This is a genomic window from Nocardioides sp. HB32, assembly GCF_054058995.1.
Genome location: NZ_JBSSBS010000001.1, coordinates 1,106,920 through 1,133,787, shown reverse-complemented (window position 1 = coordinate 1,133,787; position 26,868 = coordinate 1,106,920). Strand labels below are relative to the sequence as shown.

At 69.7% G+C, this 26,868-nt stretch carries 26 protein-coding genes and 1 pseudogene; 9 read left to right on the top strand and 18 right to left on the bottom strand.

Annotation, left to right across the window (positions count from 1 at the left end; genetic code table 11):
* Positions 1–3: 3 nt before the first annotated feature.
* The gene (locus ACVW2K_RS05740) at positions 4–1,029 is read left to right on the top strand and encodes an anion permease (RefSeq protein ID WP_457201858.1); all 1,026 of its coding nucleotides are present in this window, start codon (positions 4–6) and stop codon (positions 1,027–1,029) included.
* 91 nt (positions 1,030–1,120) lie between these two features.
* On the opposite strand, the gene ACVW2K_RS05735 is transcribed toward ACVW2K_RS05740, so the two are convergent.
* The 6 genes from ACVW2K_RS05735 to ACVW2K_RS05710 form a co-directional block, all read right to left on the bottom strand.
* The gene (locus ACVW2K_RS05735) at positions 1,121–2,035 is read right to left on the bottom strand and encodes a hypothetical protein (RefSeq protein ID WP_457201857.1); all 915 of its coding nucleotides are present in this window, start codon (positions 2,033–2,035) and stop codon (positions 1,121–1,123) included.
* Positions 2,036–2,297: 262 nt separating this feature from the next.
* Positions 2,298–3,077, bottom strand: coding sequence for a phosphate ABC transporter ATP-binding protein PstB (gene pstB, locus ACVW2K_RS05730; RefSeq protein ID WP_028636586.1), 780 nt, complete (start codon positions 3,075–3,077; stop codon positions 2,298–2,300).
* 21 nt (positions 3,078–3,098) lie between these two features.
* Entirely contained in the window at positions 3,099–4,196 is a 1,098-nt protein-coding gene (gene pstA, locus ACVW2K_RS05725) for a phosphate ABC transporter permease PstA (protein ID WP_457201856.1), read from the bottom strand.
* Positions 4,193–5,128, bottom strand: coding sequence for a phosphate ABC transporter permease subunit PstC (gene pstC, locus ACVW2K_RS05720; protein ID WP_028636588.1), 936 nt, complete (start codon positions 5,126–5,128; stop codon positions 4,193–4,195). Before pstC ends, pstA begins: the two co-directional genes overlap by 4 nt.
* A gap of 10 nt (positions 5,129–5,138) precedes the next feature.
* A complete protein-coding gene (gene pstS, locus ACVW2K_RS05715; RefSeq protein ID WP_457201855.1) occupies positions 5,139–6,254 on the bottom strand; it encodes a phosphate ABC transporter substrate-binding protein PstS in 1,116 nt (371 codons plus the stop codon).
* 174 nt (positions 6,255–6,428) lie between these two features.
* Positions 6,429–7,292, bottom strand: coding sequence for an NUDIX hydrolase (locus tag ACVW2K_RS05710; protein WP_457201854.1), 864 nt, complete (start codon positions 7,290–7,292; stop codon positions 6,429–6,431).
* 17 nt (positions 7,293–7,309) lie between these two features.
* Here ACVW2K_RS05710 and ACVW2K_RS05705 point away from each other — a divergent pair, with 17 nt between their 5' ends.
* Positions 7,310–8,380: a hypothetical protein gene (locus ACVW2K_RS05705; RefSeq protein ID WP_457201853.1), complete on the top strand. Its 1,071-nt coding sequence runs from the start codon at positions 7,310–7,312 to the stop codon at positions 8,378–8,380.
* 6 nt (positions 8,381–8,386) lie between these two features.
* Here the strand turns inward: ACVW2K_RS05705 and ACVW2K_RS05700 are convergent, their stop codons facing one another.
* The 3 genes from ACVW2K_RS05700 to cspE all read right to left on the bottom strand — a co-directional run bounded on the left by ACVW2K_RS05700 (position 8,387) and on the right by cspE (position 9,302).
* Positions 8,387–8,680 carry a metal-sensitive transcriptional regulator gene (locus ACVW2K_RS05700; RefSeq protein ID WP_028636592.1) on the bottom strand — a complete coding sequence of 98 codons (294 nt, stop codon included), beginning with the start codon at positions 8,678–8,680 and terminating at the stop codon, positions 8,387–8,389.
* A 38-nt stretch (positions 8,681–8,718) separates the two neighbouring features.
* Positions 8,719–8,883, bottom strand: a complete 165-nt coding sequence (locus tag ACVW2K_RS05695) for a hypothetical protein (RefSeq protein WP_231496148.1) — start codon at positions 8,881–8,883, stop codon at positions 8,719–8,721.
* A gap of 215 nt (positions 8,884–9,098) precedes the next feature.
* Entirely contained in the window at positions 9,099–9,302 is a 204-nt protein-coding gene (cspE, locus tag ACVW2K_RS05690) for a transcription antiterminator/RNA stability regulator CspE (RefSeq protein WP_028636594.1), read from the bottom strand.
* A gap of 430 nt (positions 9,303–9,732) precedes the next feature.
* Here cspE and ACVW2K_RS05685 point away from each other — a divergent pair, with 430 nt between their 5' ends.
* Positions 9,733–10,380: a DUF6197 family protein gene (locus tag ACVW2K_RS05685; protein WP_457201852.1), complete on the top strand. Its 648-nt coding sequence runs from the start codon at positions 9,733–9,735 to the stop codon at positions 10,378–10,380.
* Positions 10,381–10,460: 80 nt separating this feature from the next.
* On the opposite strand, the gene ACVW2K_RS05680 is transcribed toward ACVW2K_RS05685, so the two are convergent.
* The 3 genes from ACVW2K_RS05680 to ACVW2K_RS05670 all read right to left on the bottom strand — a co-directional run bounded on the left by ACVW2K_RS05680 (position 10,461) and on the right by ACVW2K_RS05670 (position 12,824).
* The gene (locus ACVW2K_RS05680) at positions 10,461–10,760 is read right to left on the bottom strand and encodes a hypothetical protein (RefSeq protein ID WP_457201851.1); all 300 of its coding nucleotides are present in this window, start codon (positions 10,758–10,760) and stop codon (positions 10,461–10,463) included.
* Between the two features lie 276 nt (positions 10,761–11,036).
* Positions 11,037–12,014 carry a hypothetical protein gene (locus tag ACVW2K_RS05675; RefSeq protein ID WP_457201850.1) on the bottom strand — a complete coding sequence of 326 codons (978 nt, stop codon included), beginning with the start codon at positions 12,012–12,014 and terminating at the stop codon, positions 11,037–11,039.
* 144 nt (positions 12,015–12,158) lie between these two features.
* Positions 12,159–12,824, bottom strand: coding sequence for a TetR/AcrR family transcriptional regulator (locus tag ACVW2K_RS05670; protein WP_457201849.1), 666 nt, complete (start codon positions 12,822–12,824; stop codon positions 12,159–12,161).
* A 176-nt stretch (positions 12,825–13,000) separates the two neighbouring features.
* Between ACVW2K_RS05670 and ACVW2K_RS05665 the strand changes: the two genes are divergently transcribed.
* Positions 13,001–13,969, top strand: a complete 969-nt coding sequence (locus tag ACVW2K_RS05665) for an NAD(P)-dependent alcohol dehydrogenase (protein WP_457201848.1) — start codon at positions 13,001–13,003, stop codon at positions 13,967–13,969.
* A 51-nt stretch (positions 13,970–14,020) separates the two neighbouring features.
* Here ACVW2K_RS05665 and ACVW2K_RS05660 read toward each other — a convergent pair whose 3' ends face one another.
* Positions 14,021–14,593: a DJ-1/PfpI family protein gene (locus ACVW2K_RS05660; protein WP_457204049.1), complete on the bottom strand. Its 573-nt coding sequence runs from the start codon at positions 14,591–14,593 to the stop codon at positions 14,021–14,023.
* Between ACVW2K_RS05660 and ACVW2K_RS05655 the strand changes: the two are divergent.
* Positions 14,590–15,315 (top strand): annotated as a pseudogene (locus ACVW2K_RS05655) (MFS transporter); the annotation flags it as partial. The gene ACVW2K_RS05660 and the pseudogene ACVW2K_RS05655 sit on opposite strands and share 4 nt — an antisense overlap.
* 649 nt (positions 15,316–15,964) lie before the next feature.
* Here ACVW2K_RS05655 and ACVW2K_RS05650 read toward each other — a convergent pair.
* From ACVW2K_RS05650 to ACVW2K_RS05630, 5 genes are all read right to left on the bottom strand, one after another.
* Complete coding sequence (locus ACVW2K_RS05650; protein WP_457201847.1) at positions 15,965–16,468, bottom strand: hypothetical protein; 504 nt, start codon at positions 16,466–16,468, stop codon at positions 15,965–15,967.
* Complete coding sequence (locus ACVW2K_RS05645; protein WP_457201846.1) at positions 16,404–17,309, bottom strand: DUF2306 domain-containing protein; 906 nt, start codon at positions 17,307–17,309, stop codon at positions 16,404–16,406. Before ACVW2K_RS05645 ends, ACVW2K_RS05650 begins: the two co-directional genes overlap by 65 nt.
* Before the next feature lie 95 nt (positions 17,310–17,404).
* A complete protein-coding gene (locus tag ACVW2K_RS05640) occupies positions 17,405–17,716 on the bottom strand; it encodes a hypothetical protein (protein ID WP_457201845.1) in 312 nt (103 codons plus the stop codon).
* A gap of 421 nt (positions 17,717–18,137) precedes the next feature.
* Entirely contained in the window at positions 18,138–20,939 is a 2,802-nt protein-coding gene (locus tag ACVW2K_RS05635; protein WP_457201844.1) for a LuxR C-terminal-related transcriptional regulator, read from the bottom strand.
* A 100-nt stretch (positions 20,940–21,039) separates the two neighbouring features.
* Positions 21,040–21,675 carry a helix-turn-helix domain-containing protein gene (locus ACVW2K_RS05630; protein ID WP_331279515.1) on the bottom strand — a complete coding sequence of 212 codons (636 nt, stop codon included), beginning with the start codon at positions 21,673–21,675 and terminating at the stop codon, positions 21,040–21,042.
* A gap of 77 nt (positions 21,676–21,752) precedes the next feature.
* On the opposite strand from ACVW2K_RS05630, the gene ACVW2K_RS05625 reads away from it, so the two are divergent.
* The 4 genes from ACVW2K_RS05625 (at position 21,753) to ACVW2K_RS05610 (ending at position 26,441) form a co-directional block, all read left to right on the top strand.
* Complete coding sequence (locus tag ACVW2K_RS05625; RefSeq protein ID WP_457201843.1) at positions 21,753–22,730, top strand: NAD(P)/FAD-dependent oxidoreductase; 978 nt, start codon at positions 21,753–21,755, stop codon at positions 22,728–22,730.
* A gap of 119 nt (positions 22,731–22,849) precedes the next feature.
* Positions 22,850–23,128 (top strand): hypothetical protein, encoded by a 279-nt coding sequence (locus tag ACVW2K_RS05620; protein WP_028636606.1) that lies wholly within the window; start codon positions 22,850–22,852, stop codon positions 23,126–23,128.
* Between the two features lie 227 nt (positions 23,129–23,355).
* Positions 23,356–24,036, top strand: a complete 681-nt coding sequence (locus ACVW2K_RS05615) for a DUF4386 domain-containing protein (RefSeq protein ID WP_457201842.1) — start codon at positions 23,356–23,358, stop codon at positions 24,034–24,036.
* 227 nt (positions 24,037–24,263) lie between these two features.
* Positions 24,264–26,441 (top strand): MMPL family transporter, encoded by a 2,178-nt coding sequence (locus ACVW2K_RS05610; RefSeq protein ID WP_457201841.1) that lies wholly within the window; start codon positions 24,264–24,266, stop codon positions 26,439–26,441.
* Positions 26,442–26,868 lie beyond the last annotated feature (427 nt).

Genomic DNA, 26,868 nt, shown 5'->3' with positions numbered 1-26,868 from the left:
CGCATGGACCTCGCGATCGTCATCGCGGTAGTCGTCGTCGCCCTCTGCTTCGACTACACGAACGGTTTCCACGACGCGGCGAACGCCATCGCCACCTCCGTCTCCACCCGGGCGCTGACGCCGCGGATCGCGCTGACGCTCGCCGCGGTGATGAACTTCGTCGGCGCGCTGCTCGGCCAGAAGGTGGCCCACACCGTCGCCGAGGTCATCTCCACACCCGCGGGCGACCACGGGCTGGTCGTCGTACTGGCCGGGCTGCTGGGCGCGATCACGTGGAACCTCATCACCTGGTACTTCGGCCTGCCGTCGTCCTCCTCGCACGCGCTCATCGGTGGCCTGGTCGGCGCGGCGCTCGCCGCGGGCTCGGCCTCCGGGGCGAGCGTGAACTGGCCGACGATCATCGACAAGGTGCTGACCCCGATGGTGCTCTCGCCGATCTTCGGCTTCGGCGCGGCGTTCGTCGTGATGCTCGCCATCATGTGGATCTTCCGGCACCGGAACCAGCACCGCGTCTACCGCGGGTTCCGCGCCTCCCAGACCGTCTCCGCGGCGGCGCTCGCGCTCGGGCACGGACTGCAGGACGCGCAGAAGACGATGGGTGTCATCTTCCTGGCGCTGACCACCGCGGGCTACTACGTCGACTCGGCGGGCAACCCGCAGGAGAACCTCCCGCTCTGGGTCATCGTGGCGGCCGCCAGCGCGATCTCGCTCGGCACCTACTCCGGTGGCTGGCGGATCATGCGCACCCTCGGCCGCCGGATCATCCACCTCGACCCCGCCCGTGGCTTCGCTGCGGAGTCGGTAGGCGCGGGCGTGCTGTACACCACGGCGTTCGTCTTCCACGCCCCGATCTCCACCACCCACACCATCACCTCCGCGATCATGGGCGCCGGCGCCACCAAGCGCTTCTCCGCCGTCCGCTGGGGTGTCGCCCGCTCGATCGTCGCCGCCTGGGTCCTCACCTTCCCGATGGCCGGCCTCGTCGCCGCCGCCTGCTACGAGGTGCTGCACGCCGCGATCGGTCAGTAGGTCTCTGGTCGTCCGGCCGGGGGTAGTCCCTGCCCGAAATGCTCTCCGCGGGGTCCCTTCACGACATTTTCGTCAGGGACTACCCCCGAGGTCAGGCGATCCGGTGCGCGAGCAGGCGGGCCCGCAGGGCCGAGCTGAGCGCCCGGCGGCCCGCGACCGTCGTGGTCTCGATCCATCCCTCAGGTCGCTCGACGGTCCAGCGACGGTGGTGCGGAGGCCGGTCCGCGGCTCGGTCGTACGCAGCCTTCAGCCGGCGGATGAACGCCGTCGGGTCCGCGACGTCACCCGCCACCATGATGGCTCCCTCCAGCCCGTGCGATCGGAAGGCCTCGTCGCGGTCGACGTCCTTCTCCCGGCGGGAGCGGGTGAGGTGGAGCGCACCGTCGTACTGTCCGAAGACGCCCGACCGAGGATCGAGCAGATCGGGCGTCCCGATGTGGTTGCCCTCGAGATCGAACACGGGGACGTTGTAGAGAGGCGGCGGGAGCTCGGCGTCCAGCACCCACACGTGCCCCATGCCGACCTCGCGCGGCGACCAGGCGTTCTCCGTCGCCAGCGGGATCGCCTCTCGTGCCTTCGGCATCCCCGTCCACCCGCGAAGGTTCGCGCCGTACGCCAGGACCTCGTCGATCGACACCGCATCGTGGAAGCACGCCATCGACAGCGCGATCGCCGCATCGCGCGCATCCCGGGCGTAGCGCATCTCGAACCACGTCGACCGCACCGCGGTCGTCACCCGGACCCCGTCGACCATGACCAGGTCCCTCGGCGCGAGTCGCTCCTCGCTGGTCGCGAAGAACCGTTGCTGCCGGGACCAGCGATTGCCGCCGATGGCCAGCGTCACCGGTCGCGTCCGGCCGCCTCCCCAAGGCGTGCCGTCGAACCAGGTCGAGCCCATCCATCCCAGTGCGGCCCAGCCGGTCACGCCGCCCCACTCCTGCGGCAGCGCGGCCGCTGCCTCCACCACCCGCTGGTCGACCGTCGACCCGTCCACGGAGGAGGGCACGCGGAAGCCGTGGCTAGACGCCCGCCACCGTGGGCCGCGTGCCGCGCCGGGTCGCGGCCCACGCAGTCCCTGGGGGTCGACGGGCAGCGGGACCACCACCCGCCGCGTCACCCCCGAGAGATCCATGCCGGGACTCTTCCCGGTTTCCTGTGGGGCTCGGATCGTCCTCCACAGGCCACCCCGGATTCGGGCTAGTCCCTGGCGAAAATGTCGTCAGCGGGCCCGATCCACAGCACTTTGGTCAGGGACTACCGCGATCGACTCACCCGAAGCGACCCGAGATGTAGGCCTCGGTGGACTCCTCGTCCGGGTTGGTGAACATCTTGTTGGTGGGGTTGAACTCGACGAGGTGGCCGGGCTCGCCGGTGGCCTTGAGGTTGAAGAAGCCGGTGTCGTCGGAGACGCGGGCGGCCTGCTGCATGTTGTGGGTGACGATCACGATCGTGTACTCGGACTTGAGCTCGTGGATCAGGTCCTCGATGGCGGAGGTGGAGATCGGGTCCAGGGCGGAGCAGGGCTCGTCCATCAGCAGGACCTCGGGCGAGACCGCGATCGCGCGGGCGATGCAGAGGCGCTGCTGCTGACCTCCGGACAGGCCCATGCCGGGCTTGCTGAGCCGGTCCTTGACCTCGGTCCACAGGTTCGCGCCCTGGAGCGAGCGCTCGACGATCGCGTCGGCGTCGGACTTCGAGATCTTCTTGGAGTTCAGCCGCATGCCGGCCAGGACGTTCTCGTAGATCGACATCGTCGGGAACGGGTTCGGGCGCTGGAAGACCATGCCGATCTGCCGGCGTACGGCGACCGGGTCGATGCCGGGCTCGTACAGCGACTGCCCCGAGACGATGACCTTGCCCTCGACGCGGGCGCCGGGGATCACCTCGTGCATCCGGTTCAGCGCGCGGAGGAACGTCGACTTGCCGCAGCCGGACGGGCCGATGAACGCGGTGACCGCCTTCGCGCGGATGGTCATGTTGACGCCCTCGACGGCCTTGAAGTCGCCGTAGTAGATGTCGAGGTCGGAGACGTCGATGCTCTTGGCCATGTGATTCTCTCTTCGGTGCGCTCAGCGGCGCCGGTCGGACTTGGGGGCGTAGATCTTCTGCAGGATCCGGGCGGCGAGGTTGAGGATCATCACGATCCCGATCAGCACCAGCGCCGCACCCCAGGCGCGGGCGTAGCCCGGCGGCGGCCCGTCGGTGCCGAAGGCCGGCACCCCGGGCGAGCTGTACTGGCTGAAGATGTAGACGGGCAGCGTCATCATCCGGCCGTTGAACAGGTTCACGTTCACCGAGTCGGTGGCGCCCGCCACGATCAGCAGCGGCGCGGTCTCGCCGATCACCCGCGAGATCGCCAGGACGATGCCGGTCACGATCCCGCCGAACGCGGTCGGCATGACCACCTTCACGATGGTCCGCCACTTCGGCACGCCCAGGGCGTACGACGCCTCGCGGAGGTCGCTCGGCACCAGCCGCAGCATCTCCTCGGCCGAGCGCACGACGGTCGGGATCATCAGCAGAGCCAGGGCGATCGAGCCACCGAAGCCGATCCGGATCGCCGGCCCGAAGACCAGCACCAGCAGGGCGAGCGCGAAGAGCCCGGCGACGATCGACGGGATGCCGGTCATCACGTCGACCAGGAACGTCGTCACCCGGGCGAGCCGGCTGCCCTTGCCGTACTCGACCAGGTAGATCGCGGTGAACAGGCCGATCGGCACCGAGATGACGGTCGCCGCCAGCGTGACCAGCAGCGTGCCCATCAGCGCGTGGTAGATGCCGCCGCCCTCGCCGACGACGCCGCGCATCGACTCGTTGAGGAACGACAGGCTGATCGCGCCGAGGCCGTTCTTGAGCACCAGCCAGACCAGCCAGATCAGCGGGACCAGCACGGCGACGAACGCGCCCCACACCAGGCACGTCGCGAACCGGTCGGCCGCGGCGCGGCCGCCCTCGACCACGCGCGACCAGGTCGGCATGCCGATGACGAACAGGAGGCCGGCGAGGATGGCGCCCCCGACGATGCTCCAGCCCATCACCATCGTGAGCAGGCCGGCGACGGCCAGCGCCATCGCGCCGATGAGGACGGCGGCCCAGCGCGGCAGCTGCGGCTGGACGAGCCCGACGGTGACCGACTCGAAGTCGTGGTCGAGGGGAGTCGTCGTCATCGCGTCACGTTCCGCTCGCTGCGCGCGACGATCAGCCGCGCGATGAAGTTGACCACGAAGGTGACGATGAACAGCACGAGACCGGTGGCGATCAGCAGCGACTGCCGGTCCGGGGTCGCCTCCTTGTAGTTCGCCGCGATGTTCGAGGCGATGGTGGCGGGGTTGCTGTTCGAGATCAGGTTCAGCGTCACGACCGGCGTCGCGGAGAGGACCATCGCGACGGCCATCGTCTCGCCCAGCGCGCGCCCGAGGCCGAGCATCACGCCCGAGACGACGCCGGACTTGGCGTAGGGGAACACCGCGAGCCGGATCGTCTCCCAGCGGGTGGCGCCGAGCGCCATCGCCGCCTCCTCGTGCAGGCGCGGGGTCTGGGCGAACACCTCCCGCGAGATCGCGGTGGTGATCGGGATGACCATGATCGACAGCACGATGCCTGCCGTCAGCATGGTCCGGCCCGTCACCGACGGCGGGCCGGCGAAGAACGGGATGAAGCCCAGGTTGTCGTACAGCCAGTTGATCGAGGGCGTCATCCAGTGGGCGAGCGCGAGGCCGCCCCAGAGGCCGTAGACGACCGACGGGATCGCGGCGAGCAGGTCGATCACATAGGCGATCGGGCCGGCGATCCGCGGCGGCGCGTAGTGCGAGATGAACAGCGCGAGCCCGACCGAGAACGGGATCGCGATCACCAGCGCCACGACCGCGGCCAGCACGGTGCCCCAGACCAGCGGGCCGACGTACGACCAGAAGTCGTCGGCGGGGCGGTAGATGTCCGCGGGAGCGCTGAGCCCGGGCAGCCCCTCGACGACGAGGAAGACGGCCACGCCGGCGAGCGCGACCATGATGAGCATCGCGGCGAGGCGGGCAGTGCCCGAGAAGAGCCGGTCGCCCAGGCGGACGACCGGCTTTCCCGTTGCTTCAGTGGATGAGAGCACGCGGCATCCGTCAGCTGGCCGAGATCGCGCCGACGATCTCCTGCGCCTTCGTGGCGATCGACGCGTCGAGCGGGGCGGAGCCGGCCTGCTGCGCCGCAGCCTGCTGACCCGCGTCCGAGACGATGTAGGAGAGGAAGCCGCTGACCAGGTCCGCCTCGTTGGCGTCGTCGTAGTGCTGGCAGGCGATCAGGTACGACGCCAGCAGCACCGGGTAGGCACCCGACTCGGTCGTGGTGCGGTCGATGTCGTAGGTCAGCATCGTGGCCGTCGCAGTCGGCGCCGGCTTCGAGACCGCGAGCGCCTTGGCGGCACCCTCGGCGGACGGCGCGACGTACTCGTCACCGACCTTGACCGAGGCGATGCCGAGGCCCTGGGCCTGGCTCTCGTCGGCGTACCCGATGGTGCCCTCGCCGCCCTTGACCGCGGCCACGAGACCCGAGGTGCCCTCGGCGGCCTCGCCGCCCTTGATCGGCCACACGCCGTCGGGGTCGTAGGACCAGGCGCCGCCGCCGGCCTTGTTGAGGTAGTCGGTGAAGTTCTGCGTGGTGCCCGAGTCGTCGGACCGGTGGACCGGCGAGATCGCCGTGTCGGGGAGGTCGGCGTCGTGGTTCTGGCCCGCGATCGCCGGGTCGTTCCACGTGGTGATCTTGCCGTCGAAGATCTTCGCGAGCGTCTCGGCGTCGAGGTCGAGCGTGTCGACGCCCGGCAGGTTGAGGACCACCGCGATCGGGCTGACGTACGCCGGGACCTCGACCGGGTCCTCGTCGCCGCACTGCTTCTTGGCCGCGCTCAGCTCGCCGTCGTCGTCGGTGAGGTAGGAGTCGGACCCGGCGAACGCGTAGGCGCCGGAGTTGAAGCTCTCGCGGCCGCCGCCCGAGCCGACCGGGTCGTAGGTGATGGTGGCGTCGGGGTTGTCGGACTGGAAGCCGGCGCGCCACGCCTGCTGGGCGGAGTCCTGGGCGCTCGAGCCGCCACCGGCGAGCTCGCCACTGAGGCCCGTGGCGCTGCCGGTGTCGCCGCCAACGGTGCCGCCGTCGGTCTCGTTGCTGGCACCGCAGCCGGTGAGGACGAGGGCGAGGACGGCGATGCCGGGCACCACGGCCCGGCGGATGGAAGTGCGGATCACTTCGGAGCTCCCTGAGTTCTTCGTGTGATGCTCTGTCGCTAGCGAAGTTAGGGAGCGCAGGTGGACGGCTCCGGGGTCGACGGTGAACGGGCGGTGAACTCGAACCGCCCACTCAGCGACACCGTGTCGGTGCTGAGACGGCCATCACGTGAACAAGGGTCGGGACCCTTGACGTCAGTGGATCTGGTGCACCTCGGTCGCGACGACCTTGCCCTTGCGGAGGTGGGCGACGAGCAGGCCGCCGGGGTCGAGCTTGGCGTCCTCGAGGCCGAGCGCGTCGAACACCGCCGGGAGCACCGGGCGGTGGCTGCAGACGACGACCCCCTCGTCGCGCTGGGAGAGGTCGTCGGTGATGGTGAGGACGCCGTGGGCGGTCGCGTCCTCCTCGCTGAGGCCGTCGTCGAGCTCGAGCTTCCAGCCGGTCACGTCGGAGTACGGGCCCAGGGTCTCCACGCAGCGGGTGCTGCTCGAGCTCACGAGCCGCGTGACGTCGTACGCCGCCAGCACCGGGATCAGCCGCTGCGCCTGCTGCCGCCCCGCCTGGAGCAGCGGGCGGAGCCGGTCGTCCTGGCGGCGCCACGCCTTGCGGGACCTGGCGTCGGCGTGCCGCAGGACGATGAACGCGTGCGTCTTGCGGCGCCTGGGGTACGCCGTGCGCAGCGTGTCCAGGTCGTGCTCGTAGCTCAGCCGCTTGCACGCCTCGGCGTACGGCACCCACTCGACGTGGTCGATCTCGTCGTTGGGGCGGTAGCCGCTCACGTCGTCGGAGCCGACCACCCGGCCGACCCAGTACGACACCGCCTTCATCCGGCCGCCGGCCACCGGGTAGCGCTGCCCCGGCAGCGTCGGCCCGAGCCGGACGTGCAACCCGGTCTCCTCGGCGACCTCCCGCACCGCAGCGGACGTCACGTGCTCGCCGGGGTCGAGCTTGCCCTTGGGGAACGACCAGTCGTCGTACCGCGGCCGGTGGACGAGGAGCACGCGCTTGCCCGGGCGGAAGACCACGGCACCGGCAGCGAGGACGTCCTTCGCGGGCATGCGGCTAGTCTCACACGGTGCGCAGACGCCTGACGATCACGATCGTGGTCGCCCTGGCGGTGGCGCTGGTGGCCGTGGTGGCCGTCGTCGGCCTGCGCTGGTGGCAGGACCGCGACCGGACCGAGCTCGAGCGAGCCACGGCGTACGCGCCGGCCGACGCCGAGCGCCTCTCCTGGACCGACTGGGCGGCCGTGCGCTCCGCCCTCGGGGCGCACCTGGATGCGTCGTCGTCCGGCTCGGAGCTGCAGTCGTTCCTCGACGACGGGTTCGACCGGGACCTGACCTCGACGTCGGCGCTGGTGCAGTCCGCGAAGGTGCTCCAGGCGCGCTTCGGCTTCTCCCCCGCGACCGCCGAGTGGGAGCTGTTCAGCCAGTCCGAGCAGGGTGCGGTGGTCATCGTCCGGATGCCCGACGACGCCGACCTCGGCGCGGTCGGCGACGACCTCGCCCACGGCGGCTTCACCCGGCCCGCGACCGGGGAGACCGACGGCGAGGTCTGGCTCGGCGGCGACGCGCTGCTGCCGACCATCGGGGCGGACCTGACCCCCGAGCTGCAGTACGTCGCGCTGGACGCTGCCGAGCACCTGGTCCTCACCAGCGACAACGAGGCGTACCTCGAGGAGGTCGTCGGCTCGCTCGGCGACAGCGCCCTGCCCGACGGCGTGCAGGACGCGGTCGCGGCGTCCGGCGAGCCACTGACGGCGTCGATCTACGACGGGCCCTATACCTGCTCGGCGCTGGCCATGAGCCACGCCGACCGGTCGGACGAGCAGGAGGCGGAGCACCTGATCACGCAGGCGGGGGAGGTCAACCCGATCGACGGCTTCGCCATGTCGGTCCAGCCGGGCGGTCACGTCCGGGTGGCGATGGCCTTCGAGAGCGACGACCAGGCACGGACGAACGCCGACAGCCGCGCGGCGCTGGCCAGCGGCCCGGCGCCCGGCCAGGGCGGCGACTTCGCCGACCGGTTCTCGGTCGCCTCGGCGACCGCCGACGGCAACGTCGTCACGCTCGACCTGCGGCCCACGCAGGGCAGCTACGTGCTCTCGGACCTGTCGACCGGACCGGTCCTCTTCGCGACCTGCTGACCGCGGTCAGCTCCTCACCAGCCGGGAGATCGCGTCGACCGCCTCGGCGACCTTGGCGCGCGCCTCGTCATCGCCCGCGCGGGCGGCGTCGACCACGCAGTGGTTCATGTGCTCCTCGAGCAGGCCGATCGAGACGGCCTGGAGGGCCTTCGTCATCGCGGCGACCTGGGTGAGGATGTCGATGCAGTACTTCTCGTCCTCGACCATGCGCTGCAGGCCACGAGCCTGGCCCTCGATACGCCGCAGCCGCTTGAGGTAGTCGTCCTTGCGGTGGATGTAGCCGTGCTGGTGATCCGCCATTCCTCCAGCATACCCGGGAGGGGTATAGGGGACGGGTCTCACGCCTCCTGACGAGGCTCCGGGACGACCCCGAGGATCTGGTCGATCTGTCCTTCGGAGAGGTGGTCGTCGGACTCGCTCGCCGCGATGATCAGGTTGGTGGTGAGCTCCACCTCCCCGAGGAGGTCGGAGTCCTCGAGGGTCACGTCGAACTGATCGTGCACCTCATCACTCCTCATGTGCATGCCGGCAGAACCTCCTCGCTAACGAAAACGTTGCCCGACGGTCACGGGTACCAAACGCCCGGCACCCGGATTTGGCCCGTCCGGGCCATGCGACATCCCCCACATGGAAGCGCGGGACGCACAAGAGGCCCCACCCCGAAGGGTGAAGCCTCTTGCTGAAGTCTCAGGTCAGCAGGCCCGAGAGCTCTCCGCGATCAGATGGCGCGAACGTTCTCCGCCTGCGGGCCCTTGGGGCCCTGCGTGACGTCGAACTCGACCTTCTGGTTCTCGTCCAGGGACTTGTACCCCTGGGACTGGATCGCCGAGTAGTGAACGAAGACGTCGTCGCCGCCGTCCTCCTGCGCGATGAAGCCGAAACCCTTCTCCGCGTTGAACCACTTAACAGTGCCCTGAGCCATGTGCTCGATACTCCTTAGTCGGGGCGAGAACCGCCACTTCGACGGTCCGCATCAGATGCGGTGGTGACACGTCGCTCCGACTTTGCGTGAGCCCACGAAAGAAGAAACGCCGTTGGATCACAAACTCCGCGGGCGTCAGACCTGCTGGAACTTGCACCTTCTGCGAGGCACACGTTACCAATGCCTGCCCCGGAGCAAACCATCCGCGACCGGAAATCTCATCAGTCGCGATGATGGCGGGGCGACGCAGGCGTGACAGCCGGGCCTCGCATTCACCGTCGAGTGACGTGAACTGGCTGGAAATCAGGCTGGAAAGCAGCCACCTCGCGTCACTCGACGGGAGATCGCGGCTCGTGCGGGTGGTTGTCAGGACCGGCTGGGCGGATCAGAGTGGAGATGTGGCATCCGCAGCGTCGGAGGAGGTGCTCTGATGACACAGACAACGACCGACCGGACCGACCGGCCCGACCGGATCGAGGCGACTGACCGGACCGGCCGGACCGACCGGGTTACCGCGAGTAGCCGGGGGTTCCGGCTGGCGGCACGTGACCGACGGGCGGTACGACGGCGGATCTGCCGCATCGACGCGCTGTCGGCCCAGCTCGGCCAGCTGCACCTGGTCCGCGGTGTGCTCGAGGACGCCGGTGATGTCGTCGGCAGGGGCTGGGTGCAGGGTGCCTGGTTCTCCGTCGACGTCGGCGGCCGGACCCGGGTCCTGACCGGCGCCGGCATCGGCCTGGTCGCCGACCATCCGGTGACCGGCGCCTGCCTGGTCGGCGCCGTCGTGCAGGCGGGCGGAGGTCCCCGTGCCGTGCGCTCGCAGCCGGTGCAACGAGCACTGGACCTGCTCTGGCACACGCTCAAGGAGGTCCGCGACCAGCCGGTGCGCTGGTGCCCCGGCCCGCCCGCCCGCACGCTGCACGTACTCGACCTGACCCACTGGAACGACGCTCCGGACCGGACCCGCGAGGATGTCCTCGAGCTGCTACGGGCGTCCGTGACGGCGGTGGGCGCCCAACAGGACCGGTGTCGCGCCGAGCAGGCGACGCTGGCTCCCGCCCTCGGCGAGCGTCGGTGAGACGGAGGCGCTGCCCGTCCGGATCATGCCGGTGACGTTGCGACGCGCGGTCACCTCAGGACCGCTGGACCGGCGGCACCTCACGGACGCCGCTCGGCGACGCCCGGCGGCAGGTCGTCGAGACAGACTGCGACCAGATCCGCCGCGTGCTGGCGGTCCTGGTAGACCTTCCAACCCCTGTCGAACGACACCAGCAACAGATCGCCGGCGGCGGTGCGGATCAGCGCCGAGGACGGGATCGCCCCTGAGCCGAACCCGCGCGTCGAGCAGTGATGCCGCTCGATCGCCTGGCGCACCGGGTCGGACGACGTGGTCGGGCTCGGCTCCTGCGGACCGGTGCTGATGGCATCGAGGCGCGTGAGCAGCACGACGGCCAGCATCACGCCCAGAGCGGCACCGACGATCAGGCCGCTCAGGACGCGGCTGGTGAGGTGGACGGGACGTGAGAATCTCGCGTTCAACGTCTCTCTCCTGTAGGTGACGGAACGAGGACCCCCCGTGGTCCCGCTCCCATTCGGCACAACGCACAAGGCGCCGATCCGTGACGGGTCATGACCGAACTCAGGCGTGGTGCTGCTCACGGCTCAGGCGGCTCCAGCGGCCCACCAGCTCAGCTGGACACAGCAGTCCGGCGGCCTGACCCGGCCGCCGCACCGCTACGGGACCCTGACTCCCCAGTCGGGCTGGTAGCCGACGGTGAGCCGCTGGCGGCGGGTGCCGTCGACGTCGGCTCGCATGACGTACGCCGTGCCGGAGGCGTTGTTGGTGAACGCCATGAATCGCCCTGACGGCGACGGCGAGCCACCGGTGTCGCCGTGGCGGGACGCGAACCCCGGGTAGACGATCAGACGTGGCCCCATCACCCCGGTGAAGTCGCCGCGGTCCTGCTCGGTGTAGCCGAACTGGCCGGTGGGTCCGAAGAACAGGTCGGTCCACATCAGGTAGCCCGAGGAGTCGGCACCCGACTGCATGACCTGCGCGAACTCGCCGGTGTCAGGGTGGTACATGGAGATCGCCCAGTCGTAGTAGCAGTCGTTGGTCTTGACGGCGATCTGGGAGCGGCCCGCGACTTCCGGGGACCAGGCGAGGTAGTCGTAGACGAAGAAGGAGTCCGAGCGCAGCGGGGGGTTCTCATCGCAGTACCCGCCCGTGCCGTAGCCGGTGACCACCCGCGGGACCGCGTTGCGGCCGGTGGACGGGACCAGCATCAACGCGCTGGCGGGGTCGGGGTTCGCGGTCGCGGACCCGCCGTACGCGATCGTCCGCCCGTCGGGTGACCAGGTGACTCCTGATGAGGCGACCGTGCCGGGGGCGGTGACGGCGCGCTTGCCGCTGCCGGTCGCGGTCATCACCCACACCGCCCGTCGCCCGTTGACCTCGTGGATGTAGGCGATGCGTCGCCCGTCTGGTGACCACTCGGGCCGGTAGTTCTTGCCCGCGGACGTCAGCTTCACGATGCCCTTCCCGGTCGCGGTCATCGTGTAGATCTGGTTGGCCCGTACGAACGCGATCCGGCCGTCCGCCCCGGGCGCGGTGGCGTGCGCAGCGGGCCCGGCCATCAACGTCGGGGTCGCCGCGACCAGGGTGCCCAGGACCAGGACGCCAGCGGATACGAGTGATCGGAATCGACGCATGACGAGACCTCCTGAGCTCCTCTCGGCGAACGTAGGCCCTGGGCCCACGTCACGGCATGCTCAAGATGCGGTACAGGACCCGGGAGTCTCGCCGGCTGGAAAGTGCGGTCGGCGAGCGCGCGGCGGCCGCGAAGGCCGGGGCCGTCACTGGCGCCGCACGAGCCCGTCGAGGATGAGCTCGAGTCCCCAGGCGAATTCGTCACCGAAGTCGTAGCCGGGCCGCAGGTAGTAGCCGGTGGCCATCTCCACCAGGTGGGGGTACTCGCCGGTCTTGAACCGCTCCATGATCGGCTCAGCCACGTCGCCAACGGAGTCGGCACCGTCGAACGGCAGCCCGGCCTCCTGGAGTGCGAACCCGTACACGTAGCTGTCGAGCAGCGCGTAGGCGTGCGCCGTCAGGGCCGGTGAGAACCCTGCACCCCGCAAGGTCGCGATCACGGCGTCGTGGTGCCGCAGCGTCGCCGGACCGGGACTGGTCCGTGACTCCATCAGCCCGATGGCCCACGGGTGGACTCGCAGGATGGAGCGGGCCGAGTCCGCCCGTCGACGGATCTCGGTACGCCACTCGCCGCCGGCCGCCGGCAGCTCGATCTCGCTGAACACGAGGTCGACGATGCCGTCGAGGATCTCGTCCTTGTTGGCGACGTAGTGGTACACCGACATCGGCTTCACGCCCAGGTGCTGGGCAAGGGAACGAATCGTCAGCGCGTCGATACCGCCCGCGTCGGCAACCGCCATCGCGCCCTCCAGGACGCGCTCCCGGTTCAGCCGCGGTCGCTCCCCGGCTTCCTCGCTCGAACCGTCAGCCATCAGGTGCGTATCCCTTCGCGTCGCCGGCGCCCATAGCGCTTTCGTACATAGTACGATAGCGTGCCGTACTAAGTACGAAACCCATCGACACGAGGACCGTCATGAACCGCACACCCCGAGCTCGGACAGCAGTCGCCCCATCAGCCGGAGGAGGGTGCGCAGCCGCCGACGACCAGATGCGGGCCGTGGTCCAGGACCGGTACGGGACCGCTGCCGTCCTCCGGCTGGAGAACATCGCTCGCCCGGAGGTCGGCGACCAGGAGGTATTGGTTCGGGTGCACGCGGCTGGGCTGGACCGCGGCACCTGGCACCTGATGACCGGCAAGCCCTACCTGATGCGGGTCGCCGGCCTCGGCTTCCGAGGACCCAAGGACCGGGTGCCCGGGCGTGACCTGGCCGGCACGGTCGCCGCCGTCGGGTCCGGCGTGAGCCGGTTCCAGGTCGGGGACGAGGTGTACGGCGTCGGCCGCGGGTCGTTCGCGGAGTACGCCGTGGTCCGCGCGGACAGGCTCGCCCCCAAGCCGACGATCCTGTCGTTCGAGCAGGCCGCCGTCGTACCGGTCTCGGCAGCGACCGCCCTCCAGGCACTGACCGACCACGGCCGTCTCGAGCCGGGGCAGCGGGTGCTGGTCATCGGCGCGTCCGGCGGCGTCGGCAGCTACGCAGTCCAGCTCGCCAAGGCACTCGAGGCGGAGGTCACCGCTGTCGCAAGCAGCGGGAAGCTCGACCTGGTCCGCTCACTCGGCGCAGACCACGTCATCGACTACACGCGCGAGGACTTCGCAGACAGCGGGCAGTACGACCTGGTCCTCGACATCGCGGGGAACCCGGGGCTGCGGCGGCTGCGCCGGGCGCTCACGCCGACCGGCACGGCCGTGATCGTGGGCGGTGAGGACGGTGGGGACCTGACCGGGGGCATGAATCGCACCCTGCGCGCGCTCGTGCTCTCGCGATTCGTCAGACAGCGGTTCGCGAACTTCATCAACAAGGAACGGGCCAGCGACCTCGACCGGCTCACGACGTTCATCGACGCCGGCCAGGTCACCCCGAGCATCGACCGGACCTACCGGCTCGACCAGGTCCCGGAGGCGATGGGCCACCTCGCGGCCGGGAAGGTCCGGGGCAAGGTCGCGATCACCATCTGAACAACAGGGCGCTTTTCACGGCACTCGGACGACTCAACTAGGCCCGCTGCCTCAGATCGGCGGCCGAGGGTCGTACTGGATGCCTCGGCGCACCTCGCGCGCACGGTCACGTCCGGCGAGGCGTGCGACGAGGTGGAGCGCCATGTCGATGCCGGCAGAGACCCCCGCACTGGTGATGAGATCGCCGTCGTCGACGAAGCGGGCGTCGACGTCGGTTCGGACCGTCGGATCGAGCTCGGACAGCAGGTTGAGTGACGCCCAGTGGGTCGTTGCCCGCCTGTTCGTCAGGAGGCCGGCAGCGGCGTACACCAGGCTTCCCGTGGACACCGACGTCATCAGCGAGGTCGTTCCTCTTCGTGAGCGGACCCAGTCGAGGTGTTCCGCGTCCTGCTGGAGCCTGTACGTGCCCTCGCCACCCGGGTGAATGAGGACGTCGAGGTGCGGCGCGTTCTCGAACGAACGCTGGGCTCCGATGCTCAGGCCCTTCGCGCCAGTGACGGGGGTGCCGTCGAGGCTCATGGTGGCAACGGCCCACCCGTCCTCGGGGTGAAGGAGGGTCCAACAGGCGAGGACCTCCCACGGGCCGACAGCGTCGAGCTCCTCGACCTGGTCGAAGAGAAGCAGCCCGATGTTGCGGTTCGTCGATCGGGCCGTCTCCCAGCGTGGGCACCGCGTGGAGAGGTCGCCCCGCGAAGCCGCTGTTCCCGCCCCACATCTGGAAGCTCAAGCCCCTCGTGTCCGGTACCGCCGTCATGCTCGGCGTCTCCGCCATCTTGGTGGGCGCCGTGTTCCTGACCTCGATCTTCCTGCAGACCGTCCTCGGCTACTCCGCCCTCCAGACCGGGCTCGTGTTCCTGCCCTTCGCGGCCGCGCTCACCATCGGCACGGTCGTCGCCCGACACCTGCTCAACCACGTCTCTCCGCGGGGCATCGCCACGGTCGGGCTGCTCATCGCCGTGCTCGCCTCCGGATGGCTCTCCGCCGCCGACGCCACCTCTGAGCTCGCCACTGGCATCCTTCCCGGCCTGGTTCTCCTCGGGTTCGGGATCGGGATGGTGTTCGTCCCTGTCACCGTGACGTCGATGACCGGGATCCCGGCGTCACACGCCGGTGTCGCGTCCGGGTTCTTGATGACCGGCCACGAGCTCGGTTCAGCGTTGGGGGTCGCCATCCTGTCCGCCGTCGCGACATCGGCGGGAATCCTCACCACCGCCGCGGGCGCAGCCGATGCCTTCTCGGCCGGATTCATCGGAGCGGCCGTCATGGCAGCCGGCGTCGCCGTCTTCGCTGCCGTCCGCATGCCCGCCGACCACGCCGTTGGCGGCGGCCACCTGCACATGCACTGATGTCCGACCACCGTCGGACGCTGGCGGCCGGGTCGTCCGCCTCACGGCGGCGCATACAGGTGCGAGAGGCGGACGACCCGATCTCGAGGCCGGCCCGTCCCCACATTGGCGGAGATACCGGGCACACGTGACGCGCCGCCCGCCGCGCCTGTCCCCCCGCACGTCGGTGTCGGTGTCGTCGACACGGCGACCGTCCGTTGGACCTGCTGCCCCAGTCGATCCGACCGCATCTCCCGTCACCGCTCCCGTTACCACGCGGGGCCGCTTCCCATCCGGGCTCCGAGGGCGACGCGGCGGCAGCATCCGAGCATCAGTACACATTGACCGACGAGGGCATGTCCCTGGTACCCGGCGAAGAGCCGGACCTCATGGACGATCCGTGGATCGCGGAACGGAACCACTTCGGATGACGAGAGGAGCGTCCGAGCCGGAGGCCGCACGGCCTTCGGAATCCGCTCTCCCAGAGGTCGAGCTTCCCGATCTCGGGTACGCGGATCTGTTCGGCGTGACAGTCGAGGAGATCGCGGGCTGCTCGGCCTGCCAGGCCGCGATGCCCTCGGACCGTGGTCGCCTCGATGCCGTCGAGCGTCGACCACTCGGCGAATGTCGTCGCACCCTCGGTAGTCGTCCAACAGCACGCAGGACGTCGTCACTCGTCCAGCCTTGCTCCACCTGAGGTCGTTCGCCAGGGCTCGCCCTTCTCGACCATGTAGCGACGCCAGGCGTAGCGCCAAGGGATGACGGCCGCGATGACGACCACGAACGAGCAGTTGACGAGAACCGTGGTGGTCGCGGCGTCCAGGTCGCCGGCAATGGCCGTTGGGAGTGCGACCACGGACAGCCACAGGACCTTCCAGGTCGTCTCCAGCAGGAGCAGTGGGAGGAGCTTGGCCGGGTAGCGCACGCCCAGGAGCGCGAACAGCGACATCGCGGTGAGAACGCATACGGTGACGCCCTCGTACAACGGGAGCGTGTGCGCATCTGGAAGCAGTGGCCACTTCACCACCACGAGCCCAAGGCCCATGAAGAGGTAGCCGGCCCGCATCACGTTCAAGCGACGCACGGACAAGCGGGAGGCGGGAACGACCTCAGTTGGGCGACTGGTCATGCCGACGGTTGGGCCGGTGGTTGAGCCGGTGGTTGTGCTGGTCATGGAGATCTCCTGGGTAGGTGAGGGCTACGGCTTGCGGCTGCCAGTCGTCGGCGAGGAGCGCGTAGCCGACGGTGTCGCCGAGAGTCGAGGGTCGGAGCGCGAGCCGATCGGTGCGGATGGTCCGAGTCAGGGCGGCCGCCAGCGGTTCGTTCGCGGTGCTCCCGCCGCGGTTGGTCGTCGCTGGGGTTGCCGTGCCTGTTGTCGTGCTCATGCCGGTGCTCCCGCGAGCGCGTAGGCGGTTGGGCTGCCGAAGTCGTCTGCTTGACGAGCGTCGAGGTTGGCAGCGGATGGCCCACTCGGCGACGGCGAGGTTGATGACCCAGCCGGCGCCCTTTGCGAGGTCGTCTCGGACGTTTCCGGTGCCGAACAGCGCGCCGCCCAGCGGTTCTGTGAACACCTGGGTCCCGGCTGCGAGGGCGATGGCGTAGGCGCGAATCATCCAGGCACGATGGGCAGGAATGTTGCGCGCTCGGGCGGCCCGTACGCCGAGAACGATGGCGGCCACCATTGCGGAGACGAACAGCAGCCGCAGCGCGTAGAGGACATCCCCGGTGCCGGGCTTCCGGGCGTACATCAGCGTCATCCACAGCGCCGACCCCGCGACCATCAGACCGGCCACGGCGAGGACGTGTCCTGAACGCCGGTGCCAGGTCAGGTGCTTTCGTCGGAACCGAGGCACGAGCTGGAGGACGCTGCCCAAAGCGAAGACAGCGGCGGCGGCGATGTGAACGACGAGCGCGACCGGGAAGCCGCTGAACCGTGCGTCCGCAGGGATGACGGCGGGGCCGCCAGCCAGCTGGATGAGGCGCAGCGTGCCTGCGGTGAGCGGGATGGCGCTCACCGCGACGAGCGCGACCGGTACCAGCCAGCTCGCCTGGGGTCGGGCTCGAACCCCTGACATGGTGCTGCGGGCCGGGTCCGGTATCGCGGCGGAGTTCATCGGTCACCACCGGCGACGTCCCCAGTGTTGTCCGCTGGGCCTGGGTCGATTCGGGCAATCGAGATGAGAGGCATCCCGAAGTCGCGAAGTCGGGCGAGCATGCCGTGCAGGGCGGCCTGGTCTGCCACGGGGCCGCGTAGGACCGTGATGACGCCCTGCCCAGCGCTTGCCTCGCTGTCCCGACTCGGGTTCGGGACGCTGGTGAGAGTCATGCCGTCGAACCACGCCAACCACCGTTCGTGTAGACGCCCTTCGAGGCGGATCTCGTACAGACCGGGCTCGTGGTGGCCAACGGGTGGGGTGTTCACGGGAGTGCTCCTCTTGCTGGTCCTGACGGTTCCAGCGACAGCTGAAGTCGTCCTGATACCGCAAGCTAGGAGCGGGAGCGGTGAGTGGTCGTCACATCATGTGGTGACCTGGGTGGTGACCTTTGCCGCCCGCGTGAGCCCAGAGCCTCAAGGCCGGTGTTCCCACTTTCGGCAACACCGCGGACTCGTGGGTTACACCCGGCTTGCTGTCGGCGTGCCCCTGGACCTTCTCGGCATCCTCGACATGGACGCCGGGGTGTGACAGGCACTCCTCGTGCCCGGCGGCCTCCTCGAAGCGCTGGTACCAGCCATCTGGTTGATCACGAAGGGCTTCCAGCCCCCTCCTCGCGCGCAATCAGCCGCGGCCCCGACATTCGCAGCAACCCCTGGCAGCGGAGCCACGCAGCCACGTCCACGAGTGTCAGCGGGCCCCGGAGCGCCCCAGTAGGCCGAGCTGGTGGGCACGGCTGATCGCGGCGCGCCGGTTGTTGACGCCGAGCTTGGTGTAGATGTGCTTGGTGTGGGTGCGGACCGTGTTCAGGGACACGACGAGCTGGCGTGCGATGGCGGGCCCGTCGAGGTCTGAACCGAGCAGTCGAAGCACGTCAAGCTCGCGGTCGCTCAACGGGTCCACCAGCCCCACCCCAGGTTCGACAGGCGCCGCTGGTTCGGGCGACGGCGCAGCCTGGGAGCCGGCGCCGCGGGCCATCGCGCTCGCGGCACTACCGGCCATCACGGCATTCAGCAGCACCTGGACGTATCCGGGCTCGGCTTGGGCGGTCGAGAGCTCGCGAAGCAGCGGCGTCAGGGCGGACGCGGCGTCGACGAAGACCCGGACCCAGCCGTCGGCTTCGGCGAGGTTGACCGCGTGACGAAGCGCCTCGAGCGCCGCGCCCCGTTCCCCGGTCCCGTCGTATGCGATGGCTCGGAGCACCTCGAGCTCGATGACCGACCCGACCCGGCCGCCGTCGGCAGCTGCGGCAACGAGACGGCCCAGGAGGGCAATCGCGGCGTCCAGGGGCACCGGGGACCCGGTGGCGGCGTGCTCTGCCAGCAGCACCCGGGCGAGGGTGATGTGCTCGTACTCGCGGAAGTAGGACAGCTCGTCGTCCACCGCGACCCCGAGGTCACGCGCCCACGCACGTGCACCGGCCAGGTCGCCACTGGCGGCGAGCACACGCGCGCGGGACGCGTGGACCGGTTGCACGTTCGGGGAGTAGTCGCCGACGTAGACCCGCTCGGCCTCCTCGAGAAGCTCGAGGGCTGCGCCCAGGTCACCCTCGGCGGCCCGCAGTCGGGCCATCCCGACTCGCCACCGGTACGGGTTCTGTGGAAGTGCTCCTGACTCGCCGAGCTCGTCGGAACGACGCAGGTACTCGGCAGCGGCGACCAGGTCGTTGCGGTACCAGGCCATCCGGCTCAGGCCGACCAGCATGTCGGCGGTGCCCCGCATGACACTGGCCCCGGGCGGGGTGTTGGCCTCGGCCAGCCCGAGCGCGTGGGCGAAAGTCTGTTCGGCGTCGCGGAGCCGGCCCAGGCGCAGTTCCATGTCCGCCATCGCGATGGAGCAGCCCAACACGTCCGCGATGTGTCCGGCCCGGGTCAGGGCCGGGATGGACCGCGCATAGCTCGCGTGCGCTGATGCGATGTCCCCGGTCGACCAGGACGCCAGGCCGGACAGCGCCGCTGCTGCCCCGACCGCGAGGTCGTCGCCGTCAACGGCGACGTCGATCGCGCGTTGCGCGCGGGCAATGGCAGCAGGCGGGTCGCCCCCGAGGAGCGCGAGCGCCGCCCGGTACATCTCAACCGCGGCGGGGACCCGGGCGAGCTCGCCGTGGTCGACGACCACGAGGTCCGCCTCCGCCTTGCCGAGCAGGTTCTCGACGTGGTCGAGGCGCTGGTCCACGCCCTCGAACTGGTTGCTCGACATCAGCCCGCCGATGAGTGCGATCGCGAGGACCGGCCGGTTGCTCAGCACCTCGTCTGGCAGCCGGTGCGCCCACCGGCTCAGGAGGTCCTCGCGCCGATCGCGACCCAGGGCTCGAAAGGAGCTCTCGATGAGATCCGCTGTCCGGTCGAGGTCACCGGCCTCCAGCGCGTGCCGGACTGCGGCCTCGACGTGGCCGGCTTCGGCGTACCAGTCGGCGGCTCGCCGGTGCAGCTCGGGCACGTCGCCGGGCCGTTCCTCGAGCAGGTGGGACTGGAGCACGTCGCCGAACAGGTGGTGGTATCGGTACCAGGTGCGGCGCCCGTCGAGCGGAACGAGGAACAGATTCTCCCGGTCCAGCAGGTCGAGCATCGCCTTGCCGCTGCGCCCACCTGCAGGTGGAGGAGGGCTGACCGCGTCGCAGAGCGGTCCGGTGAGTCGCGCGAGGATGGAGGTGTCGAGCAGGAAGCGGCGTACGTGGTCGGGTTGGCGGCTGAGGACCTCGTCGGCGAGGTAGTCGACGACGAAGCGGTCATCGCCGGCGAACCCGGCGATGAAGGCGGACTGGTCGTCGCGGTCGCGCAGCGAGATGGCGGCGAGCTGGAGCGCCGCCACCCAGCCCTCGGTTCGCGCCTCCAGCGAGGTCATGTCGGTCGCGGTCAGTCCGAAGCCGTGGAGGTCGTTGAGGTAGGAGGCAACCTCGTCGCCTGTGAAGCGGAGGTCGGACGCACGGATCTCCACAAGCTCTCCGCGTGCTCGCAGCCGCGACAGCGGCAGTGCGGGATCGGCGCGGGTGCTGATGACCAGCCGTAGTTGTGGCGGCATGTGGTCCACGAGGAACGTCATCCCCGCCGCGACCTCGACACTGTCAGCGAGGTGGTAGTCGTCGAGGACCAGCGTGACATCGCCAGGCTGGACGCTGAGCTCGTTCACCACCCCGGCGAGCACGGACTCGACCGAAGCCTGCCCCGACTGCAGCAGGGTGAGTGCGGCATCACCGGAGCCCGGGACCGCCCGGTCGAGGGCCATAAGGACGTAGGTCCAGAACGACGTCGCGTGACGGTCCCGGCCGTCGAGTGACACCCACGCGACGGGGTGTTCGCTCGCTGAGGTGTCCGGTTTGTTGCTCATCCAGGCCGCGAGGAGCGATGTCTTCCCGAACCCGGCGGGCGCAGAGACCAGCGTGACCGGCGAGCCGGACACATGCTCGAGCATGCCGACGAGCCGAGGCCGCGCGACGACGTCGCGTCGTGGACTCGGCTGGAGCAGCTTCGTCTCCATCAGAGGGTCGGCCATGCGGCTCCCTTCCCGGGCGTCGGACCCGACGCCCTCCCGAGCGTAGGGCCCGAACAGGGTCCTCGGCGGGGGGCCGACCAACGACTCGACGCCCGCCGCGTCAGTGCGCGGACTCGGATGTGCTGGCGTGGGTGTGCATCCGTTCGCCGGGGCGCCCGAAGATGCTGAGGACCTCGGCGGGGCCCTCGCCGGTGCTGCCGAACCAGTGCGGCACCTGGGTGTCGAACTCGGCGGCCTCGCCGACGCCCAGGACGATGTCCTGGTCGCCCATGACGAGTCGCATCTGCCCGGACAGCACGTAGAGCCATTCGAATCCGTCGTGAGTGCGCGGCTTCGGCTCCGACTGGGACGTCGGGATGACGATCTTCCACGCCTGGATGCCACCCGGGTGGGTCAACGGAAGCACGGTGCGCCCGTTGACCCTGCGTGGCTTCAGCCGGATGCGCGGGTCCCCCACCTCCGGGGCGCCGACCAAGTCGTCGATGGGCACCCGGTAAGCCTGCGCCAGCGGCAGCAGAAGCTCCAGGCTCGGGCGCCGCTGCCCGTTCTCGAGCCGCGACAACGTGCTCTTCGAGATGCCTGTCATGTGAGCAACCTCGGTCAGGGTTACACCCCTCTGCTCACGCACCCGCCGCAGTCGGGGACCGACCAGGTCCAGTGCCGCCGCCATCGACGACATGGCACCTGAGGTGACAGAGGAAACCGGGTTGGCGGCGGCGCTCCGAGTCGTTGCCATGGAGACATTGCACCGCGCCGTTCCCGGAATCAGCAACAGCTGTTGTCGTCAGCCTGTAACGGGGTCACTCTCGTGACATGAACACATACGACGTGGTGGTAGTCGGTGGAGGCGCTGCCGGCCTCTCAGCAGCCCTGGTCCTCACCCGCGCCCGCCGGCGCGTCGCAGTCGTCGACGCGGGCCAGCCGCGCAACGCACCCGCCGCCCACATGCAGGGCTTCATCGGCTCCGACGGCCTCCCGCCGTCCGAGCTCCTCGCCGCGGCCCGCGTCGAGGTCGCCGGCTACGACGGCCACCTGATCCCCGGAACGGTCGCGTCCATTACCGCCTGCCCGCCCGCCAACGCTCACACCCGCCGCGGGCTCGAGGTCAGGCTCGCGGACGGCTCCTCGCTGACGACGCGTCGCGTCCTTGTCACGACCGGGCTCCGCGACGACATCCCGGACGTCCCCGGCGTGCGGGCGCGGTGGGGACGCGATCTGCTCCACTGCCCGTACTGCCACGGCTACGAGGTCCGCGACCAACCTCTCGGCGTCCTCGCAGACGCCGACGGCGACACCGAGACGCTCGAGCAGGCGCTCGCCCACGCCCACCTGGTTCGGCAGTGGTCCGACGACGTCGTGTTCTTCGCCAACGGCCAGACCGTGAGCGCCGCGGCACGCGAAGAGCTCGTCGCACGGGCCATCGGCCTCGTGCCGGAGAAGGTCACCCGACTCGTCGTCGACGAAGACCGCCTCACCGGCGTCGAGTTCGCCGACGGACACTTCGTGCCGCGTTCAGCGGTGTTCGTCCGCCCACGGTTCGTCCCCAACGACATCCTGCTCACCGACCTCGGCTGCGCCACCAACACCACCGGGTGGGTCGCGGTCGACGCGACCGGGCGAACCAGCGTCCCGGGCGTGTGGGCGGCCGGCAACGCCGCGAACCCGCGCGCTCAGGTCATCACCGCCGCCGGCGAAGGATCCGCGGCCGCCATCGCCATCAACAACGACCTCGTCGACGAGGACCTCCCCATCGCGGTCACCAACTTCCGACTCGGCCTCCCCATCATCTGAGCCCCTCGTCCGAGCTCATCTCTGACTCAGTCCCACAGACACGCGGCGCCGGGCGCGCAGGTCCGGACCAGCACCCCGCTGGCCCGGCGTTCCACCCTCGACTCCGAAGGAGCTTCACCATGTCCGACCCCACCCCCTACGCCGACGTCAGCTCGTCCGCCGGGGCGGCCCGACCGGTCGGGCCGCCCTCCAAGCACCAGCTCGCGCTGATGATCTGGATCGCGGTCTTCCCGACCCTCACGGTGCTGAACCTGACCATCGGCCCGTCGCTCAAGGACACGAACCCGGTCCTGCGGACGTTCGTCCTGGCGACCATCGCGGTCCCCATCGTCATCTACGGGCTCATGCCGCGCCTGCACAAGGCCCGCGGCCACTTCCTCGCCCGCCGCGCCGCCTGAGTGGGTCACCCGCCGCGGACCATCCTCAACGCGGAGCGACACCAGCGCCCCCGGTTCCACTCCTGTGGAGCCGGGGCCGTCTCACGTCCGCCCGACTCGCGCTGCCGGAGCTCGACCCGGAAGAGATCACCACGCGGCTCACCACGTCTGGTGACGACCGCTCACCACGTCGCCACCTAGCTTCGCGGACCAGAGAAGCACCCGCTCGATCTCCGAGAGGCACGACCATGGACAGGCTCACCGGCGGCATCACTGCCCCGCATCACACGACCTCCCCGCCAGTCGTTCGACCAGACTCCAGCGTGCCTCGGACCGTCCGAATCGTTGGCGTCCTCTTCCTTGCGGGCTACTTGGCATACGGCGTCGGCAGCCTGATAGCGCAGGGCGTCGTCGACTCCCGTGACCGCAGCGGCTCCACCGCGTTGTTCGCCACCGGCGCCACGCTGATGCTGCTCAACTCGGCATTCGTGATCAGCATCGGTGTACTGATGTTCCCGATCCTGCGACCCCACAACAAGGCCATAGCTGCCGGCTACCTGGGCACGCGGATCTTCGAGGGCGTCGTTCTGGCCATCGGAGTCGTGAGCCTCATCGTCCTCACCGGCTCCGACGCCATCGACGCGAATGCCGTTTTCTACAGCCTCGCCGAGGCCGGGCTCGGTATCGGAAGCCTCTTCTTCTGCGCCCTCCTCTTCCGCACCGGGCTCGTGCCGCGTTGGCTCGCCGGCTGGGGTTTCATCGGCTACGCGTGCTTCGCCGGGGGCAACCTTCTGGAGCTGTTCGGCGTCCCGGGCGCAGGGGTCGTCGGCGCCATCCCCGGTGGCTTGTTCGAGCTGACGTTCGCCATCTGGTTGATCGTCCGAGGGTTCGCCTCCACTGCGACCGTCCGCTCGCACTCGAGCACCTGACTGACGGGGCGTTCCCCTCCAGTCGGACGCGGCCGGCGTACTCCATTCGACGGAGTCAGCCGTCGAGGAATCACCACCCAGCTCACCACGTGTGGTGAGGACTGCTCACCACGTCGGTTCCTACGTTCACAACCAACAGGCAATCCCACAGCCGCAGCCGCGCAGCCCGACAGACAACTCGGAACGGGCAACACCACCGCCGGCCACCACACCTGAAAGGCACGACCATGAACCGAATCACCCGCGCCATGGCGATGGCCAGCGCGAGGCACCCGTGGCGCACGATCGCGAGTTGGGTATTCGCCCTGGTCGCCGTCTTCTTCCTCGCCGCCGTCGGCGGCGGCACGTTCGTCGACGACTTCTCCGCACCCGGCAGCCAGAGCTCCCGAGCGATGGACCTCGTCAACAGCAACTTCCCCGAGGCCGCCAAGGGCAACGCCCTCGTCGTGTTCGAGGCACCGGACGGCACCACCCTCGAAGAGGACCAGGCAGACGTCACCGCCGTCCTGGAGAAGGTCGCCGGGCTCGAGCACGTCGCGTCGGTCACCGACCCGTTCCAGGCCGGCACCGTCTCCGACGACGGTCGCATCGGCTACGCCGTGCTGACCCTCGACGTGCCGGAGCGTGAGATGGGCAAGCCCGCCTTCACCACGCTCTCGGAGGGCGTCACCAACATCAACGCCGAGGACGTTCGGGTCGAGCTCGGCGGTGACGCGGTGTTCCTCAACGCCGAGGACAGCAGCTCCGGCCACGTCGGCATCGGCCTCCTCGTCGCTCTCCTGGTCCTCCTGGTCGTGTTCGGCACGTTCGTCGCCGCGGTGCTGCCCATCGGGCTGTCCCTGGTCGCGGTCGGGGCCGGCATCGGCGGCATCACTCTGATGGCCGGGTTCATGAACGTGTCCGTCTCCGCCATCCCCGTCGCCGGCCTCGTCGGTCTCGGTGTCGGGGTCGACTACGCCTTGTTCGTCGTCGCCCGCTACCGCGAGAACCGCACGGCCGGTCGCGACAACAAGGCCGCGCTCGCGGCCGCGATGGGCACCTCTGGTGCGGCCGTCGTGTTCGCCGGCGGCACCGTCGTCATCGCCACCTCCGCGCTCGCCATCACCGGCGTCGGTGTCCTGACCTCCATCGGCCTGGCGACCGCGATGATGGTGTTCTCCTCCGTGGTCGCGGCCATCACCCTGCTCCCCGCCCTTTTGAGCCTGCTCGGTGACCGCATCGACAAGGGCCGCATCGGCCGCCACCACCGCCCCGTCAAGGCCGTCGAGGACACCGCCTGGTGGCGCTTCGGGCACCGCGTGTCCGCCCGCCCGTGGCCGTACCTGCTCGGCTCTGTCGCGGTCCTTCTGGCCATCGCAGCGCCGGCACTGTCCATGCAGACCGCGTTCCCCGCCGCCGGCGACGCACCGGAGGAGACCACCCACCGCCAGGCCTACGACCTGCTTACCGACGGGTTCGGGGAAGGGATCAACGCACCCCTGCTGGTCGTCATCGACCTCAACTCCGGCGGCGTCGATGCGGCCGGCGTGGAAGACGTGACCGACGACATCGCATCGGTGCCCGGCATCGTCTCGGTCAGCGACCCGCAGACCTCCGAAGACGGGGACACGGTCGTGTTCACTGCCACCCCGACTACCGGACCGGCCGACCCGGAAACCTCGACCACCATCGACCAGGTCCGCGACGTCATCCCCGGCAACGTCTACATCTCCGGCATCACCGCGGTCACCGACGACCTCAACGCCCAGCTTTCAGCGAAGCTGCCGCTGTTCATCGGCGCCGTCATCGCCGTGTCGTTCCTGCTCCTGATGCTGGTGTTCCGCTCCATCGCGGTCCCGGCCAAGGCGGCTGTGATGAACCTGTTGTCCATCGGCGCCGCCTACGGCGTCATGGTCGCGGTCTTCCAGTGGGGCTGGGGTGCTGAGGTTCTCGGCCTCGACGGACCGACGCCCATCACGTCCATCATCGTCGTCATCATGTTCCCGATTCTGTTCGGGCTCTCGATGGACTACGAGGTGTTCCTGCTGTCGCGCATCCGCGAGGAGTACGACCGCACCGGCGACAACACCGAGTCGGTCGCCCGCGGTCTCGCGGGCACGGGCCGGGTAGTGACCTCCGCGGCGCTCATCATGGTTGCGGTGTTCTCGAGCTTCATCTTCAGCCCGGTCCCGTCGCTGAAGATGCTCGGCCTCGGCCTCGCGGTCGCCATCTTCCTCGACGCGACCGTCGTGCGGATGATGCTCGTCCCCGCGACCATGGCACTGCTCGGCAAGGCCAACTGGTGGCTCCCTGCATGGCTCGACCGGCTCCTGCCGCACGTGGCCGTCGAGGACCACGAGCAGACGGCGCCGACCACGTCGCTGAACGGGACCCCGTCCGAGCCGAGCGAGCTCATCGCTCGCTGAGCAATCAAGACACGCCGCCCTTCGAGTCCTCACTCGAAGGGCGGCGCACTCACGTGCCCGATGCTGATCTCGACGCTCAGTCCACAGCTTGGTGAGGGCCTACTCACCTGCTGGCTGTGCCGCGTCAGCGGGCGACTCTCAGGTATCGACGGTGTTTGCGCCGCTACTTCACCAGACCTGCGTGAGTTAGTTCCGCGGCGCCTCATTCGATCGTTTTCTGCACAGTCCGCAACTCGGCGGACGTCGCTCGCGTATCCCGCTCGAGGGCGCCTTCCCAGGACTCACGGCCGCGGTTCGCGACGGAGACGGCGCCGAGCTGGCGAACCTACAGGCTCGGCTCTCGGCGGCTGTCCTCGCAGCCGAGCCCTGCTTTCGGGTTCTCGCAGCTGGCGTCGGCCGCGTCCGGGCGTTCCTTTGTTCAGCCTGG

Bases quoted from the DNA above. Each gene is read 5' to 3' on its own strand.
- ACVW2K_RS05740 (WP_457201858.1), top strand. From the start codon at position 4: ATGGACCTCGCGATCGTCATCGCGGTAGTCGTCGTCGCCCTCTGCTTC.
- ACVW2K_RS05675 (WP_457201850.1), bottom strand. From the start codon at position 12,014: ATGCGTCGATTCCGATCACTCGTATCCGCTGGCGTCCTGGTCCTGGGC.
- ACVW2K_RS05620 (WP_028636606.1), top strand. From the start codon at position 22,850: ATGTCCGACCCCACCCCCTACGCCGACGTCAGCTCGTCCGCCGGGGCG.
- pstA (WP_457201856.1), bottom strand. From the start codon at position 4,196: ATGACGACGACTCCCCTCGACCACGACTTCGAGTCGGTCACCGTCGGG.
- ACVW2K_RS05625 (WP_457201843.1), top strand. From the start codon at position 21,753: ATGAACACATACGACGTGGTGGTAGTCGGTGGAGGCGCTGCCGGCCTC.
- ACVW2K_RS05610 (WP_457201841.1), top strand. From the start codon at position 24,264: ATGAACCGAATCACCCGCGCCATGGCGATGGCCAGCGCGAGGCACCCG.
- ACVW2K_RS05685 (WP_457201852.1), top strand. From the start codon at position 9,733: ATGACACAGACAACGACCGACCGGACCGACCGGCCCGACCGGATCGAG.
- ACVW2K_RS05670 (WP_457201849.1), bottom strand. From the start codon at position 12,824: ATGGCTGACGGTTCGAGCGAGGAAGCCGGGGAGCGACCGCGGCTGAAC.
- ACVW2K_RS05650 (WP_457201847.1), bottom strand. From the start codon at position 16,468: ATGACCAGCACAACCACCGGCTCAACCACCGGCCCAACCGTCGGCATG.
- pstB (WP_028636586.1), bottom strand. From the start codon at position 3,077: ATGGCCAAGAGCATCGACGTCTCCGACCTCGACATCTACTACGGCGAC.
- ACVW2K_RS05710 (WP_457201854.1), bottom strand. From the start codon at position 7,292: ATGCCCGCGAAGGACGTCCTCGCTGCCGGTGCCGTGGTCTTCCGCCCG.
- cspE (WP_028636594.1), bottom strand. From the start codon at position 9,302: ATGGCTCAGGGCACTGTTAAGTGGTTCAACGCGGAGAAGGGTTTCGGC.
- ACVW2K_RS05700 (WP_028636592.1), bottom strand. From the start codon at position 8,680: ATGGCGGATCACCAGCACGGCTACATCCACCGCAAGGACGACTACCTC.
- ACVW2K_RS05635 (WP_457201844.1), bottom strand. From the start codon at position 20,939: ATGGCCGACCCTCTGATGGAGACGAAGCTGCTCCAGCCGAGTCCACGA.
- ACVW2K_RS05680 (WP_457201851.1), bottom strand. From the start codon at position 10,760: ATGCTGGCCGTCGTGCTGCTCACGCGCCTCGATGCCATCAGCACCGGT.
- ACVW2K_RS05615 (WP_457201842.1), top strand. From the start codon at position 23,356: ATGGACAGGCTCACCGGCGGCATCACTGCCCCGCATCACACGACCTCC.
- ACVW2K_RS05630 (WP_331279515.1), bottom strand. From the start codon at position 21,675: ATGGCAACGACTCGGAGCGCCGCCGCCAACCCGGTTTCCTCTGTCACC.
- ACVW2K_RS05665 (WP_457201848.1), top strand. From the start codon at position 13,001: ATGCGGGCCGTGGTCCAGGACCGGTACGGGACCGCTGCCGTCCTCCGG.